Genomic DNA, 13,834 nt, shown 5'->3' on the forward strand with positions numbered 1-13,834 from the left:
GCAAACAGTCTCTCAGTCGTCGCCGAAGGTCCACCACTCGCCTTTCCCGAACTCGGAGGTCCGGAAGTAGAGGCTCTTGAAGGCGCAGAGGGCGGCATCGGCCTCCTCCAGCCGCAGCAGGAGTTCGGCAAAGCTGAGCGTGGCATCGGGCTTCAGGCGGGCGAGGCGGCGGCCGAAGGGTTCGCGCGAGACGATGCGGTAGGTTTGGGCGATGAGGTGGGCCACCAGCGCGACCAGCACCGGCGGCGCGGGTTCTTTGGGATGCGCGCGGGCGCGAACGCCCAGATCGCGCAGCGCCGGCTCAAAGCGCTCGATCAGGGTCAGGTAGCGGATCACCAACGGATAGGCGGCGCGCTTGTCGTGGTCGAGCATGGGTTTTTCTCCGCAGGGGCGGAGGAGGATAGGCGCGGGTAAGGTGGGCGGGGAGAAGTTTTTGGGGCGAGGGCCATCGGCCCGGAGGGCGTTGGGCGTGGGGTGGGGCGCGGTGGAGGGCGTTGCGGCGACCGGGCGGCCGTGCCGCGATCTCTGAATGGTTCCTGTCTGCGCCGGAATGGCGGCGTTCGCTATGTTGTAATTACATCAGAGCCGACATTGTTGAGTGTGCGAACCATCTGCTGGACATGGATCTCCATCCTCACAGAAATCCAAAAGGACGGGTTTTTTCCAGGCACGATGGAATTCGCCGCCAACATGATCTGGTCGCAGCCCCATGAGTTAGGGAGAGCAGCGAATTGTGGATCCAAAATTACCTTATTAGCAACTGATTTGTAGTGAGAGGAATAGTCGTCATATATCGGCTTGTTGGTAATTGTGTCTCGGCCGATCATATTTCTCTTTTCGCGGTAATAAAATGTTCTCCTATTTGGGGTTGGAAAGTCGATTCTTGGTCGCCATCCAGTAGTTATCATATCATTACGTTGCGGATTTATTGACCCGTAGTCTCCATAGGTGACTTTGTAGTTTTCAGATTTTGTGTTATTCTTAACCTGTTCAAACAGATACCTCTCCTCAATAGGAAAAGTATCATGCTCGGAATTGCCGATGTCTTCAATGCTTTTAGGAAATGAAGTAGCCATGATCACGACATTGGCGCCCGGAATCAAGTCGAATGCTCTATTAACGAGCCCAGACGTTCTAACGGCGTGTATCGTTCCAGTACTTGGCCTGATAAATTCGTGATCCATTATCAGTATAAATTTTTTCCCGTTGTCGATATTTATATTTATTCTGTCTCGTAATAATGAAATATCATAGAGAAAATCTGAATCTTCTAGTACGGAAGCTCTATACGCCACTCCAGGATATGACTGAAATAGTGCGTCTATCTGAGCGAACAGATCCTGTGAATATTGCTGAGGGGTGTCTGTATCCTTCGGGTTTATGATAATTGTTGGAATAATAGAATTCACAACTTTTGCAGACGACGCGACGAAATCTCGCCAAGCCTGATAACCGTCAGTAGAATCGGAAAGGGCATCAAGCTCGTGGCAAGAAAGCGAGTCCTCCCTAGTCACGTCAAGAATTATAGTCCCTTGATCTTTTAGCGTTTCAAATGTGTTGGTCGCGCTCCTTCGAAAGGCATATGCGCCTGGCAAATTTCTTAGGCTGGGTCCGTCCAAGTCGTCATCGCGACTTGCTTTTCGGCCGCGACTTAGCTCGACAACGGGAAGAATGTGGTCCTTAACGGACTTTGGAAGGTTCTTCCAGGCGCGCAGCTCTGACTGGGCAGTTTTGAGCATGAGGACGTAATCAGAGTCCATGCCCAGCAATCCCCAAGTCCCGCGCTCTGAACCTAACTGAAAGTGAGGACACGCCGAATTTTGACGCGATGGCCTCTACTTTGCCATGCTCTGCCAGTGACACCGCTCTAAAACTGTCTTCTGGCATCAGGATGATACCTGCGTATCGATTGGCTTGGTATTCAATGCGATTACGCTCATCGTTTCGGTGCATTATCATCTCACCCTTGGGCATTTTCTCGATTTCTGATCGATGCATCTGAAAATGTACGTACTCGTGCGCCATAGAAAATCTTTGACGAGTACGGGGGTGTCCAGAATTAATGACGATCTTATATTTCCCATCATCGACTTTTTCTATGTAGGCGTCGTTTGGAGAAATATCGGCGTATGACAACTCTAGATTAGGGGTTAATCTAATAAGCGCCTCGATATCCGTTTCCACTCCGTTTATGAGCCCCGCGCTCCTGCAAAATGCGATAATTCGCTCGGGCGTGTCTAATGCCGAAGCACTTTGCTGGACGATCGATGGTGCGGATAGAGGCTCACCCTGCTCTATAAGCATAGGATCCATGGGCCGGTTGGGACGCTTCTTCATTCCTGAACCTCAAGGTCGGACAAAGTCAGGAGGCCCTGTTCAGAAAGTTGCGTCTCGATAACATCCACCCTGTTCGCGATTGACTGGTTCCTCACCTTCGAAAGTTCGTCCAAAATTGTTCGAATCCGCTCATCGCCGACCTTGCTATCCGTGAAATAACGATGGACCTCCTCGCTAACTTTTTCTTCGGCGTGGCTGAGAGCCGAAGCGCGAACAGCAAAGAAAGCAAAGGCGGCTACAAACGCAAGTAATCCTACTAGAACGGTGATAATTGTCCCATAGAACGATGAGATAGTAGAGAGGTACGTCTCCGTATCCCAGCGGTCGTCAAGCACACAAAACGTACTGCCGTTATAGGTGCCACACGCATCCTGATGGAGAAACTGGAAGTCGGTTAGCCAATAAATTAAAAGCCCGACAAATAGCATCGCGGCGAATGCACCGGCGGCGCCGGCCAAGAAGGGTATTACAATGGACCTAGTCGGGTGAAGCCTCGCGCTAAGATTAGGCAATGATGTCCCTCACACAGTTTTTTGCATTTCCGCCTCTGTGATTTTTGGCACAACGTTCCATGACGCAACATCTCCCCCTTTGTTTATAGATAATCACGCTAGGGCCCGACGCAATCCCAGATCTCGATCAGTGACGCTTTTCCAGTGAACAAGGCCGTTGCTGACTTAAGCGGCAACTACCTGGCCCTCCCCTGGGGGAGGAGGGATCGGGGTGGGGTGTTCGGCGCTCGCGTTGGGCCGTGGTGGTGCTAAGCTGCAGGCGGTATGGAAGATCGGGTCAGCTTCGCGCGGCGGCTCAGGCGCAATCAGACAGGGGCGGAGCAGCGCTGTTGGGCGGTGCTGCATTCGTGGCGTGTCAATGGATGGCATTTCAGGCGGCAGGCGCCGATTGGGCCGTTCGTGGTGGACTTCGTCTGCAAGCGCGAAAAGCTGGTGATCGAGATTGATGGGGATAGCCATTATTCGGGCGAGGGCATCGCGCGGGACGAAGGGCGGACGGCGTTTTTGGAGGGGCTGGGGTATCGGGTGGTTCGGTTTAGCAATGATGATGTGATGGGGAATGCGGAGGGGGTGTTTGAGGTGTTGAGGGGGATTTTGGGGGAGCCGGATGGGCGGGATGGGCGAGAGACCCCCACCTAGCCTCCCCCTGGGAGGGGGAGGAATCGATAGAGGTTGCGGCAAGGCTTTCTGCTCCTCCCCCTTGGTAAGGGGGAGGCTGGGTGGGGGTGGCCGAGAACGCGGTGGAGGGAAGGCCCCCACCTAACCTCCCCCTGGAAGGGGGAGGAATTCCATCGGGGTTGGGGGAGGGTTAGTTCACCTCGCCCGACAGCGTATCCAGTTCCATCTCCCTTAGCCGCTTCACCTCGTCGCGCAGCCTTGCGGCCTTTTCGAACTCGAGGTTAGTGGCCGCTTCGCGCATCTGGGCTTCCATGTCCTTGATGACGGCGGCGAGGTTGGCGCCGACCTGGACCTGTTCCTTGCCGTCCTTGCCTTTGCCAATCGAGATGGTGACGTGGTCGCGTTCGTAGACGCTGTCGACGATGTCGTGGATGTTGGAGCGGACCGAGGCGGGGGTGATGCCGTGTTCGGTGTTGTAGGCAGTCTGCTTGTCGCGGCGGCGGTTGGTTTCGGCGAGGGCGCGTTCCATGGAGCCGGTGACGCGATCGGCGTAGAGGATCACCTTGCCGTCGACGTTGCGGGCGGCGCGGCCGATGGTTTGGATCAGGGAGGTTTCGGAGCGCAGGAACCCTTCCTTGTCGGCATCGAGGATGGCCACGAGGCCGCATTCGGGGATGTCGAGGCCTTCGCGGAGGAGGTTGATGCCGACGAGGACGTCGAAGCCGCCCAAGCGCAAGTCGCGGATGATTTCGATGCGCTCGATGGTGTCGACGTCGCTGTGCATATAGCGCACGCGAATGCCCTGTTCGTGCAGGTATTCGGTCAGGTCCTCGGCCATTTTCTTGGTGAGGACGGTGAGGAGGGTGCGGTAGCCCTTCTTGTTGGTTTCGCGGATTTCGTCGACCACGTCATCGACCTGGGCCTTGGCGGGGCGGATTTCGACCGGGGGATCGATCAGCCCGGTGGGGCGGATGACCTGTTCGGCGAAGACGCCATCGGTCTGGTCCATCTCCCATTTGCCGGGGGTGGCCGAGACATAGACCGATTGCGGCCGCATGGCGTTCCACTCCTCGAAGCGGAGCGGGCGATTGTCCATGCAGGAGGGCAGGCGGAAGCCGTATTCGGCCAGGGTCGCCTTGCGGCGCAAGTCGCCGCGATACATGGCGCCGAGCTGGCCGATGGTGACGTGGCTTTCGTCGACGAAGACCAGGGCGTTATCGGGGAGATATTCGAACAGCGTCGGTGGCGGCTCGCCGGGGCGGCGGCCGGAGAAGTAGCGGGAATAGTTCTCGATGCCGGCGCAGGAGCCGGTGGCTTCCATCATTTCCAGATCGAACAGGGTGCGCTGTTCGAGGCGCTGGGCCTCGAGGAAGCGGCCGGCGCCGTTGAGCTCCTGCAGGCGCGCGGCGAGTTCGGCGCGGATCAGCTTGATGGCCTGGTTCATGGTGGCGCGGGGCGTCACGTGATGGGAATTGGCGTAGACGCGGATGAAGGTGAGATCGGCGGATTTCTTGCCGGTGAGGGGATCGAATTCGGCGATGGACTCGATCTCGTTGCCGAACAGGCTGACGCGCCAGGCGGCGGCTTCATAGTGGGCGGGGAAGATTTCGATGGTATCGCCGCGGACGCGAAAAGTGCCGCGGACGAAGCCGGTATCGCCGCGCTTGTATTGCAGGGCGACGAGCTTGGCGAGCAGCTCGCGCTGGTCGATTTTTTGGCCCTTGCCCAGATCGACGGTCATGGCGGTGTAGTCCTCGACCGAGCCGATGCCGTAGATGCAGGAGACCGAGGAGACGATGATGACGTCGTCGCGTTCCAGGATCGAGCGCGTGGCCGAGTGGCGCATGCGGTCGATCTGCTCGTTGATGGTGGATTCTTTTTCGATGTAGGTATCGGTGCGAGGAACGTAGGCCTCGGGCTGATAGTAATCGTAGTAGGAGACGAAGTATTCGACGGCGTTATCGGGGAAGAAGGACTTGAACTCGCCATAGAGCTGGGCGGCGAGGGTTTTGTTGGGCGCGAGGATGAGCGCGGGGCGGTTGGTGCGGGCGATGACCTGGGCGGCGGTGAAGGTTTTGCCACTGCCGGTCACGCCGAGCAGGACCTGGTCGGTTTCGCCATTGTTGACGCCTTCCACCAGCTCGGCAATGGCGGTCGGCTGGTCGCCGGCGGGGGTGTAGGGGGTGACCATGCGGAAGGGCACGGAGGCGGTACGGACCGGGCGGGTGGGGCGATGCGGCATCCAGGGGGAGGAGCCTTCGACTTCCTTGCGGCCATGCAGGATGATCTGTTCGAGGGCCTTGACGGTGGCGGTGACGCCGACGGTCTGGGCGTCCTCGACGGTGCGGCTGGAGCCGGATTTCGAGCGGGCGCTGGAGAGGGCGTCCCGCAGTTTGCCGATGGTTTCGGGATCCTTGGCGGCGGCGCGGGAGATGTCGCGGGCGCTCATTGCCTCGGGCGAGGGCATGTGGCCGAAGCCGGCTTGGGGGCTTTCGCCCATGCCGTCGAAGTCGATGCGATCGACGGAGTTGATCTTGGTCTTGCCGGTTTTCGGGGCCATGCCGGTGGCGTTATCGTGGCTGGACTTGGTGGTGCGGCGCTTTTCCAGCGCGGTCAGCTTGCGCTGCGCAGCCTTTTCGGCCTTGAGAGCCTCCTTGGCGGCAGCGGCGGCGTCGGCCTCAACCTTGCGGGCAGCCTCGATCTTTTCCCAGTCCATGCGGGATTTGTTGCGCATGCGCTCGGCGTAGAGGGGCTTATTGGCCGCAATGTCCTCGGCTTTTTCGATCTCGCTGAAGAACTCCTCGATGGAGAACTCGGCTTTGCCCGGGCGGGCAGATTTGTCGGAGGCCATGGGACACCGTGGTACTTGGGAGATCGATAAGATGGGGAACGTTGCGTCGGAATGCAATGTTCCGCTGACCTTAGCATTCCATGAACGGAGAGGGAACGGGGGTGCTGACAGATCGTGTCAGCACTGATGGCGGTATCGCGGCTAACGCGCCGCCTGGATTGGCGGCGCGCGATAAGGGGCAATCAGGCGAGCATGCTGGGGGGGAGTTTGCCGCCATTGGCGGCGAGCTTGGTGATGACCTGCTTGTGCAACCAGATGTTCATGGCGGCGGAGTCGGACTGGTCGCCTGTATAACCGAGTTCGTCGGCAAGCTGCTTGCGGGCGGTGAGCGAACTGTCGAGGTCAAGCGCTTTGAGCAGGTCGACGATGGAGGTTTTCCAGTGCAGCGTCTGGCCGGATTTGGCGACGGCGGCATCGAGGACAGCGGCGACATCGACACTCTGAGTGGTGCTGGGAGCGGTGGCCTGGGGTGTAGTGGCGGCGGCCGTCTGGGTTTTCGAGGCAGCGGCGGCGTTGGCAGCAACGGCATCGGCGATGGACTTTTCGGCGGCGGCCTTGCCGGCATCAAGCGCAGCCTGCTGCGCGGCCTGCACGTTGGGCGTTGTCGAAGCAACGCCGGTGGGGGCGGGGCTGGCGGCGGGCGTCGCCGCGGCGGTTGGGATTGCGGCGGGTGAGGGGTGGTGACCGAAAATGCGGTCCTTGATGTTGTCGAAAATGCCCATGCTATGCTGTCTCCTCAGCGATCCGGACGACGTGCCGAAGGCAAGTCTTGCCTCGGCTAACGCGCGGCCATTGGTGCCGTTCCCGTTTGTGGAGAAGCGTAGGCTGGCGCAGAGTGGCGGTCAAATCTGGCGTGATTGCCGACTTTGCCTTTGCGACTCCGCAATGGAAGTGCGAGAGATCAGCCGATAAATCATTAGGATGCGAGCAATTAGCACGACGTCAACGCAGGGCGAGGCCGATGTGCCGACCGCCACGAGCCCGCTCCGCTGGCCCATTCTGGCCGCCGTCATGGTGTCGATGGCGATGGTCGCCTTCGAGGCCACTATCGTGTCGACCGCCATGCCGCAGATCGTCGCCGATCTGGGCGGACTGTCGCTCTATAGCTGGGTGTTCTCATCATACCTGCTGGCAACGACGGCAGTGACTGTGGTGTTCGGCAAGTTTGCCGATATCTATGGCCGCCGGCCGATCGTTTTGCTCGGCATCGGGGTATTCCTTGCAGGCTCGATCCTGGCGGGCCTGGCCTCGTCATTGCCGATGCTGATCGTGGCGCGGCTGATCCAGGGCGTCGGTGCGGGCGCGATGCAACCGGCCGCCATGACCATCATCGCCGATCTCTATCCGGGCAAGCAGCGCGGCAAGGTGCAGGGTTATCTGGCTGCGGTTTGGGCGGTCTCTGCGGTCAGCGGCCCATTGCTTGGCAGCTTCATCGTCCACGCCATCTCCTGGCCCTGGGTGTTCTGGATCAATATTCCGATCGGGCTTGTGGCCGCGGCGATCTATTTAGGTTTTCTGCGCGAACCAGCCCGCAAGAAGGGCGGATCCGTTGATATCGTCGGGGCGATCCTGTCCGCCATCGCCATCGCCGCATTGATGCTGGCGCTGACCGAGGGCGGCAATTCGATGCTGCTGCTCGCCGGCTGCGTCATTGTTTTTGCGGTTGCGGCAGTGCTGTTCGTCTTGCAGGAGCGGCGGGCGCCGGATCCGATGATTTCGCTGGAGTTGTGGCGGCGCCCTTCGATCGCGACGGCCAATGGTGTCACCGTGCTCGCGAGCATGTCGTTGATGGGACTGACCACCTTCTTGCCGATCTACGTGCAGGGCGTGCTGGGGCAATCGGCGATGGTCGCGGGCTTTACGCTGACCACGATGCTGCTGGGCTGGCCAAATGGGGGCGACTATCGCGGCGCGGATTTTCTATCATCTGGGTGCGCGTCCCCTCGTGCTCACCGGCGCCGTCCTGCAGCCCATCGGGGCCCTGGTCCTGACGCTCATGGGGCCCGACAGTTCCCCGATCCAGGCGGGCATTGCTTCGCTGATCATGGGTTTTGGCATGGGGCTTATTACCGTCTCGGCACTGCTGGTGATCCAGGGCGAGGCCGCTGCCCATGAACGTGGGGCGGGCACGGCGTCCAACCTGTTCTCGCGCAATCTCGGCAGCACGCTCGGTGCTGCGGTGATGGGCGCTGTGCTCAATTTCGGACTTTGGCAGGTGTCGGCGGGACAGGGCGTGAGTGAGGATCAACTGCGCCAGTTGCTCGGCCGAACGGGGGATGTTGTCGCCGCCGAAGGATCGGTCCGCCTCGTGCTGCAGGGCGCGCTGCACTTGACCTTCATCGCCATGCTGGTTCTGGCGCTGGCGACGGTCTGCGTCGCGGTCTTCGTGCCGAAGCGGGTGGCGCAGCCAAAGTAGGCGCCTAAGCCTGGGATGGCGCGCCCAATGTGACGACAAACTGCTTGGTGCGAGCTTGCACCGGCGCGTTGAACACCTGGCTGGCCGCGCCCGCTTCCACCACTTCGCCCCGCTCCAAAAACACCACGTCGTGGGCGATCGCAGCGGCGAGGCGCAGGTCGTGGGTGGCGATGAGCATGGTGGTGCCTTCGCGGGCGAGCTGGACCAGGACGTCGACGACTTCGCCGGCGAGTTCGGGATCGAGGGCGGAGGTGGGTTCGTCGCAGAGGAGGACTTTGGGGGAGGGGGCGAGGGCGCGGGCGATGGCGACGCGCTGTTGCTGGCCGCCGGAGAGGTTGGTGGGCCAAGCATCGGCCTTGTGGGACATGCCGACCTTGTCGAGCAGTTCGAGGGCGCGGGTGCGGGCTTTGTCCTTGGGCCAGTTGAGGACTGTCAGAAGGGATTCCATGACGTTTTCCAGCGCGGTCTGGTGCGGGAAAAGCTGGAAATTCTGGAATACCATGCCGGTGTGACGGCGCAGGCGCAGGATGGCGTCGCGGTGGGGGTGGGATTTTGGGTTGAAATCCAGCACGGCGTCATCGATCTGCACGCGGCCGGATTGGGGGATTTCGAGGAGATTGACGCAGCGCAGCAGGGTGCTCTTGCCGCCGCCGGAGGGGCCGATCAGGGCGGTGACGCCGCCTTCGCGCACGGCGACGCTGACATCGTTGAGGACGGTGAGGTCGCCGAAGCTCTTGTGAATGTGGTCGAGGGTGATCACGAGGCGGCCTCCATGTGGCCGCCATAGCGGGAGAGGCGTTTTTCCAGACGGGTCTGCAGGGTGGAGAGGACGGAGCTGAGCGCCAGGTAGATGATGGCGACTTCGATATAGATGATCAGCGGCTCGTAGGTGGTGGCGACGATGCGCTGGCCGGCCTGGAACAGCTCGGGCACTGTGACGGCGGCGGCCAGCGATGTGTCCTTGATGAGGGCGATGAAGGTGTTGGACAGGGGCGGCACGGCGATGCGGCTGGCCTGGGGCAAGATGGTGCGGCGCATGGCTTGCGGCCAGGTCATGCCGATGGAGAAGGCGGCTTCCCACTGGCCCTTGGGCACGGCGGTGATGACGGCGCGGATAATCTCGGACGTATAGGCGCCGACATTGAGGGTGAAGCCGATCAGGGCGGCGGGGAAGGCGTCGAGGACGATGCCGATGCTGGGCAGGCCGTAAAAGATCAGGAAGAGTTGGACGAGGAGCGGCGTGCCGCGAATGACCCAGACGTAGAATTTGACGATGGCCGAGAGGGGCGCGGGGCCGAAGAGGCGGGTGATGGCGGCGATGAAGCCGACGGCGAGGCCGAGGGCGAAGGAGAGCAGGGTCAGCGGCACGGTGAAGAGGATGCCGGCGCGCAGGAGCGGCAGCAGGGAGGTCAGCATCAGGTCGAGCCAGTGCGGCATGGATGGGTCCCCGTGAGACGTGGATGAGTCTCGATAGCATTAGTGGGTCGGTGAGGGGAGAGTTTTGGGCGGCGTCCTTCACCTCTCCCTTTGGGGGAGAGGTCGGCGCGCAGCGACGGGTGAGGGGGCCTTTCCCAGGCAGCGCACCCGGTAAAGGCCCCCTCACCCGACCCAAAAGGGTCGACCTCTCCCCCAAAGGGAGAGGTGAAGATTACTTGGAGACGTCGGCGCCGAAGTATTTCTGGGAGATCGTCGCGTAGGTGCCGTCGGCCTTGATCGAGACCAGGGCGTCGTTGATGGCGGCGAGCAGTTCGGGATTGCCCTTGGCGATCAACACGCCCGAATGGTCGGCGGCGTCCTGGGTGGCGGCGATCTTCACGTTGGCATCGGGCTTCTGCTTCTTGAAATCGTAGAAGGAGAGGCTGTCATTGATGGTGGCATCGGCGCGGCCGTCGATGACCAGGGCAATGGACTGATCGAAGCCGTCGGTGCCGACGAGTTCAGCGCCGCTCTCGGTGGCGAGCTTGCCAAAATTGCTGGTCAGGGTCTGGGCGGACTTTTTGCCAGCGAGATCGGCGAAGCTGGTGATGGCGGTATTGTCGCCGCGCACGACCAGCACGGCCTTGGAGGCGATGTAGGGTTCGGAGAAATCGTATTTGGCCTGGCGCTCGGGATTGATGCCGACCTGGTTGATGACAGCGTCATAGCGCTTGGCATCGATGCCGGCGATCAGGCCATCCCACTTGCCTTCGACGAACTCGGCTTTGACGCCCAGGCGCTTGGCGATTTCCTGGCCGATTTCGACGTCGAAGCCCACGAGGGCGCCGGTATCGTCATGGAAGGTGAACGGCGCATAGGTGCCCTCGGTGCCGATGCGCAGCGTGCCGGCGGACTTGATGGCGTCGAGGCCGGACTGCGCGAAGGTTGGGGTCATCACTGCCAGCTGCAGCAGGCCCAAAGCAATAATCGACTTTACCAGTTTCATGTTTGTCTCCTTGCAGCGCGTATGTTTCCCACGGCGCAAGGTGATCTATAGGCGCGGTTCAGTCTTCGCCATGGTTGTTGCCAGCAAAAAGCAGGATGTTTCTGCCGTGGCGCCCGAGACGCATTGGCATACTCAGGATTTGGATTTTGGGGAAATGGCGCTGCTGGCGAATAGTGGGGCGGCCGCCCGGAGGCGACCGCCGACAGTCAGCTCACGATGCGCAGTTGTTTCGGCGTGTCCCAGCCCAGGCCCTCGATAGTGGTTTCGCGACCCTCGGTGATATTGGCGAAAGTGGCGATGGCGGCGGGGCGGCTGAGGAGGAACCCCTGGGCTTCGCCGCAGGTTTCGCCGCGCAGGAAATCGAGCTCTTCCCGCCGTTCGATGCCTTCGGCCACCACCGGCAGCTTGAGGCCGGCGCCGAGGCCGAGGACCGCGCGGACGATGGCGGCGGACTGCTCGTTGCTGTCGACCGACTTGATGAAGGACTGGTCGATCTTGATCTTGTCGAACGGGAAGGCGCGCAGGTTGGCCAGCGAGGAATAGCCGGTGCCGAAGTCGTCCATGGCGATGCGCACGCCCAGGGCCTTGATCTGGCGCAGGCTGATCAGGGTGCGGTTGATATCGCGGACCAGGGCCGTCTCGGTGATCTCGATCTCGAGGCGCTCGGGGGCCAGGCCGGTCTTGCGCAGGATTTCGGCGATCATTTCGGGCAATTGGGCGCTCTGCATCTGCACCGCCGAGACATTGACGGCGATGGAGAGGGGGCTGGACCAGGAGGCGGCCTCCTCGCAGGCGGTGAGCATGACCCACTCGCCGATCTGCATGATCAGCCCGCTTTCCTCGGCGACGGGGATGAAGGTGCTGGGCGAAATCTGGCCATGGTCCGGATGAGCCCAGCGCACCAGTGCTTCGAACCCGGTCACCAGGCCCGAGGCGATATCGACCTGGGGCTGATAGACCAGATGCAGTTCCTGGCGGGAAATGGCGTGGCGCAGGTCGTTTTCCATCAGGCGGCGCTCGCGCACGGCGGTGCCCATTTCGGTTTCGAAGAAGCGGTAGATGCCGCGGCCGTCATGCTTGGCGCGGTAGAGCGCGGTATCGGCATGGGTGACCAGGTGTTGCGGGTCTTCGGCATTGTCGGGGAACAGCGAAATACCGATCGAGGCGGAGATCAGGGTGCCGTCGGCGGCGTTCTGGTTGGCGTCACGGAAGCCGTCGAGAATGCGCTCGGCAATGCGGCCGGCGCGGGCCGGGCTGCCGATATCGGGGATGATGACGGAGAACTCGTCGCCGCCGATGCGCGCCGCAAAACCCTTGTCGCCAATGGTGGCGAGCAGCGACTCGCCGACCCGCTTCAGCAGGGCATCGCCGGAGGGGTGGCCGAACAGGTCGTTGACCTCCTTGAAGCGGTCGAGATCGAGGCACAGCACGGCAAAGCTCTGGCCCTGGCGCGTCGCCAAGGCGATTTCGCTTTCCAGGTGGCGATTGAAGCTGGCGCGGTTGGGCAGGCCGGTCAGCGCGTCGTGATGGGCGAGGAAGCGGATATGCTGCTCGGCCTGGCGGCGGGCGCTGAGATCGCGGACGGCCACAACGTGGTGCGGCTTGCCGCTATAGTCCACCTTGCGCAGGATGACCTCGACCGGAATGCGCATGCCCTTGGGGCCCACGAGATCGGTTTCGACGGCGACATTGTGCCGGGCGAGCAGGGCGGCGCAGGTGGTCTCATCGAAATAGGCCGACAGTGGCTTACCGGTGACTTCGTCGTCACTCTGGCCGACCAGAGTGCGGAAGCTGGCATTGACCGTGACGATGTTGTCGTTGAGGCAGACCATCAGGCCCTCGACGGCGGCATCGGCGAGGCCGCGCATGCGGTGACCTTCAAGGGCGGCGCGCTTTTCTTCGCGCAAATCGAGGCGCAGCGCCATGAGGGCGGTGAGCAGGACCATGATACTGCCGATGGCCACCGCTATTCCCAGATATTCGGGGGTCGCATCGGCGGCGCTGACGATGGCGTAGCAGTTTTGCATGCCAGCGGCACCCATGCCGGTGAAGTGCATGGCGCAGATGCCCAGAGTGAGCAGGGCCGTGCCGCCGAAGCGGGATTTGACGCCGGTGCCGAGCGCAGCAACCAGCAGGGCCGCGGCGCCGAACACCATGCCGAGGAGAAGCGACGAAGCAACCAGCGTGGTGTCCCAGGCAATGTTGCCGCCGATCATCAGCGCGACCATGCCGACATAGTGCATGCCCGCAATGCCGATGCCGACGATGGCGCCGCCCAAGGCCTTGTCGGAGCGTCGACTGCCGGCCGTGGCCACCCAGAAGCCGCCGCCGGTCACCACGATGGCGAGCGCCAGCGAGAGCAGCGTCATCCACAGGTCATAGCCGGTCGGCATGCCGATGGCGAAGGCGAGCATGGCCACGAAATGGGTGGCCCAGATGCCAAAGCCGACCGAACCGGCAGCGATCGCCAGCCAAATGGCGCGGGTGCGGCCGGGCCTGAGTTTTTGCGCGTGACTTAGCAGCGTGACGCCGGCGAAGGCGGATAGCGCGCAGATGAGAGCGGCAAGGACCACGAGGCGCAAGTCGTGATGGAAGAACAGCGTGGAGAGGACAGTTTGCATAATGGTCTCGGCGTTAATTACCTAGACCATCAGGGCGGGTCAGTAAAAACCCTATGA

At 61.4% G+C, this 13,834-nt stretch carries 13 protein-coding genes; 3 read left to right on the plus strand and 10 right to left on the minus strand.

The window, feature by feature from the left end:
* Positions 1–12: 12 nt before the first annotated feature.
* The 4 genes from JWP26_RS21450 to JWP26_RS21465 form a co-directional block, all read right to left on the minus strand.
* Positions 13–372 carry a hypothetical protein gene (locus tag JWP26_RS21450; RefSeq protein ID WP_299732816.1) on the minus strand — a complete coding sequence of 120 codons (360 nt, stop codon included), beginning with the start codon at positions 370–372 and terminating at the stop codon, positions 13–15.
* A 191-nt stretch (positions 373–563) separates the two neighbouring features.
* Entirely contained in the window at positions 564–1,760 is a 1,197-nt protein-coding gene (locus JWP26_RS21455; protein ID WP_299732818.1) for a hypothetical protein, read from the minus strand.
* Entirely contained in the window at positions 1,750–2,337 is a 588-nt protein-coding gene (locus tag JWP26_RS21460; protein ID WP_299732820.1) for an ImmA/IrrE family metallo-endopeptidase, read from the minus strand. Before JWP26_RS21460 ends, JWP26_RS21455 begins: the two co-directional genes overlap by 11 nt.
* A complete protein-coding gene (locus JWP26_RS21465; RefSeq protein WP_299732822.1) occupies positions 2,334–2,795 on the minus strand; it encodes a hypothetical protein in 462 nt (153 codons plus the stop codon). Before JWP26_RS21465 ends, JWP26_RS21460 begins: the two co-directional genes overlap by 4 nt.
* 318 nt (positions 2,796–3,113) lie before the next feature.
* On the opposite strand from JWP26_RS21465, the gene JWP26_RS21470 reads away from it, so the two are divergent.
* The gene (locus tag JWP26_RS21470; RefSeq protein WP_299732825.1) at positions 3,114–3,488 is read left to right on the plus strand and encodes an endonuclease domain-containing protein; all 375 of its coding nucleotides are present in this window, start codon (positions 3,114–3,116) and stop codon (positions 3,486–3,488) included.
* 169 nt (positions 3,489–3,657) lie between these two features.
* Here the strand turns inward: JWP26_RS21470 and uvrB are convergent, their stop codons facing one another.
* Both uvrB and JWP26_RS21480 read right to left on the minus strand, forming a co-directional pair.
* Positions 3,658–6,318, minus strand: coding sequence for an excinuclease ABC subunit UvrB (uvrB, locus tag JWP26_RS21475; RefSeq protein WP_367184194.1), 2,661 nt, complete (start codon positions 6,316–6,318; stop codon positions 3,658–3,660).
* 182 nt (positions 6,319–6,500) lie between these two features.
* Positions 6,501–6,854 carry a DUF3597 domain-containing protein gene (locus JWP26_RS21480; RefSeq protein ID WP_299733029.1) on the minus strand — a complete coding sequence of 118 codons (354 nt, stop codon included), beginning with the start codon at positions 6,852–6,854 and terminating at the stop codon, positions 6,501–6,503.
* Between the two features lie 385 nt (positions 6,855–7,239).
* Here JWP26_RS21480 and JWP26_RS21485 point away from each other — a divergent pair, with 385 nt between their 5' ends.
* Together JWP26_RS21485 and JWP26_RS22450 are read left to right on the plus strand one after the other, a co-directional pair.
* A complete protein-coding gene (locus JWP26_RS21485) occupies positions 7,240–8,433 on the plus strand; it encodes an MFS transporter (protein WP_367184195.1) in 1,194 nt (397 codons plus the stop codon).
* Complete coding sequence (locus JWP26_RS22450; RefSeq protein ID WP_367184196.1) at positions 8,375–8,734, plus strand: hypothetical protein; 360 nt, start codon at positions 8,375–8,377, stop codon at positions 8,732–8,734. The genes JWP26_RS21485 and JWP26_RS22450 overlap by 59 nt, the downstream gene beginning before the upstream one ends.
* A gap of 4 nt (positions 8,735–8,738) precedes the next feature.
* Here JWP26_RS22450 and JWP26_RS21490 read toward each other — a convergent pair whose 3' ends face one another.
* From JWP26_RS21490 to JWP26_RS21505, 4 genes are all read right to left on the minus strand, one after another.
* Positions 8,739–9,494 (minus strand): amino acid ABC transporter ATP-binding protein, encoded by a 756-nt coding sequence (locus JWP26_RS21490; protein ID WP_299732828.1) that lies wholly within the window; start codon positions 9,492–9,494, stop codon positions 8,739–8,741.
* Entirely contained in the window at positions 9,491–10,171 is a 681-nt protein-coding gene (locus tag JWP26_RS21495) for an amino acid ABC transporter permease (protein WP_299732831.1), read from the minus strand. Before JWP26_RS21495 ends, JWP26_RS21490 begins: the two co-directional genes overlap by 4 nt.
* A 211-nt stretch (positions 10,172–10,382) precedes the next feature.
* Entirely contained in the window at positions 10,383–11,156 is a 774-nt protein-coding gene (locus JWP26_RS21500) for an amino acid ABC transporter substrate-binding protein (RefSeq protein ID WP_299732834.1), read from the minus strand.
* A gap of 206 nt (positions 11,157–11,362) precedes the next feature.
* A complete protein-coding gene (locus tag JWP26_RS21505; protein ID WP_299732837.1) occupies positions 11,363–13,777 on the minus strand; it encodes an EAL domain-containing protein in 2,415 nt (804 codons plus the stop codon).
* Positions 13,778–13,834: the final 57 nt, after the last annotated feature.

Origin of the sequence: Devosia sp. (assembly GCF_028290435.1) — a bacterium.
Lineage (GTDB): Bacteria > Pseudomonadota > Alphaproteobacteria > Rhizobiales > Devosiaceae > Devosia.

Bases quoted from the DNA above. Each gene is read 5' to 3' on its own strand.
- JWP26_RS21455 (WP_299732818.1), bottom strand. From the start codon at position 1,760: ATGGACTCTGATTACGTCCTCATGCTCAAAACTGCCCAGTCAGAGCTG.
- JWP26_RS21460 (WP_299732820.1), bottom strand. From the start codon at position 2,337: ATGAAGAAGCGTCCCAACCGGCCCATGGATCCTATGCTTATAGAGCAG.
- JWP26_RS21495 (WP_299732831.1), bottom strand. From the start codon at position 10,171: ATGCCGCACTGGCTCGACCTGATGCTGACCTCCCTGCTGCCGCTCCTG.
- JWP26_RS21500 (WP_299732834.1), bottom strand. From the start codon at position 11,156: ATGAAACTGGTAAAGTCGATTATTGCTTTGGGCCTGCTGCAGCTGGCA.
- JWP26_RS21485 (WP_367184195.1), top strand. From the start codon at position 7,240: ATGCGAGCAATTAGCACGACGTCAACGCAGGGCGAGGCCGATGTGCCG.
- JWP26_RS21450 (WP_299732816.1), bottom strand. From the start codon at position 372: ATGCTCGACCACGACAAGCGCGCCGCCTATCCGTTGGTGATCCGCTAC.
- JWP26_RS21505 (WP_299732837.1), bottom strand. From the start codon at position 13,777: ATGCAAACTGTCCTCTCCACGCTGTTCTTCCATCACGACTTGCGCCTC.
- JWP26_RS21470 (WP_299732825.1), top strand. From the start codon at position 3,114: ATGGAAGATCGGGTCAGCTTCGCGCGGCGGCTCAGGCGCAATCAGACA.
- uvrB (WP_367184194.1), bottom strand. From the start codon at position 6,318: ATGGCCTCCGACAAATCTGCCCGCCCGGGCAAAGCCGAGTTCTCCATC.
- JWP26_RS22450 (WP_367184196.1), top strand. From the start codon at position 8,375: ATGGGGCTTATTACCGTCTCGGCACTGCTGGTGATCCAGGGCGAGGCC.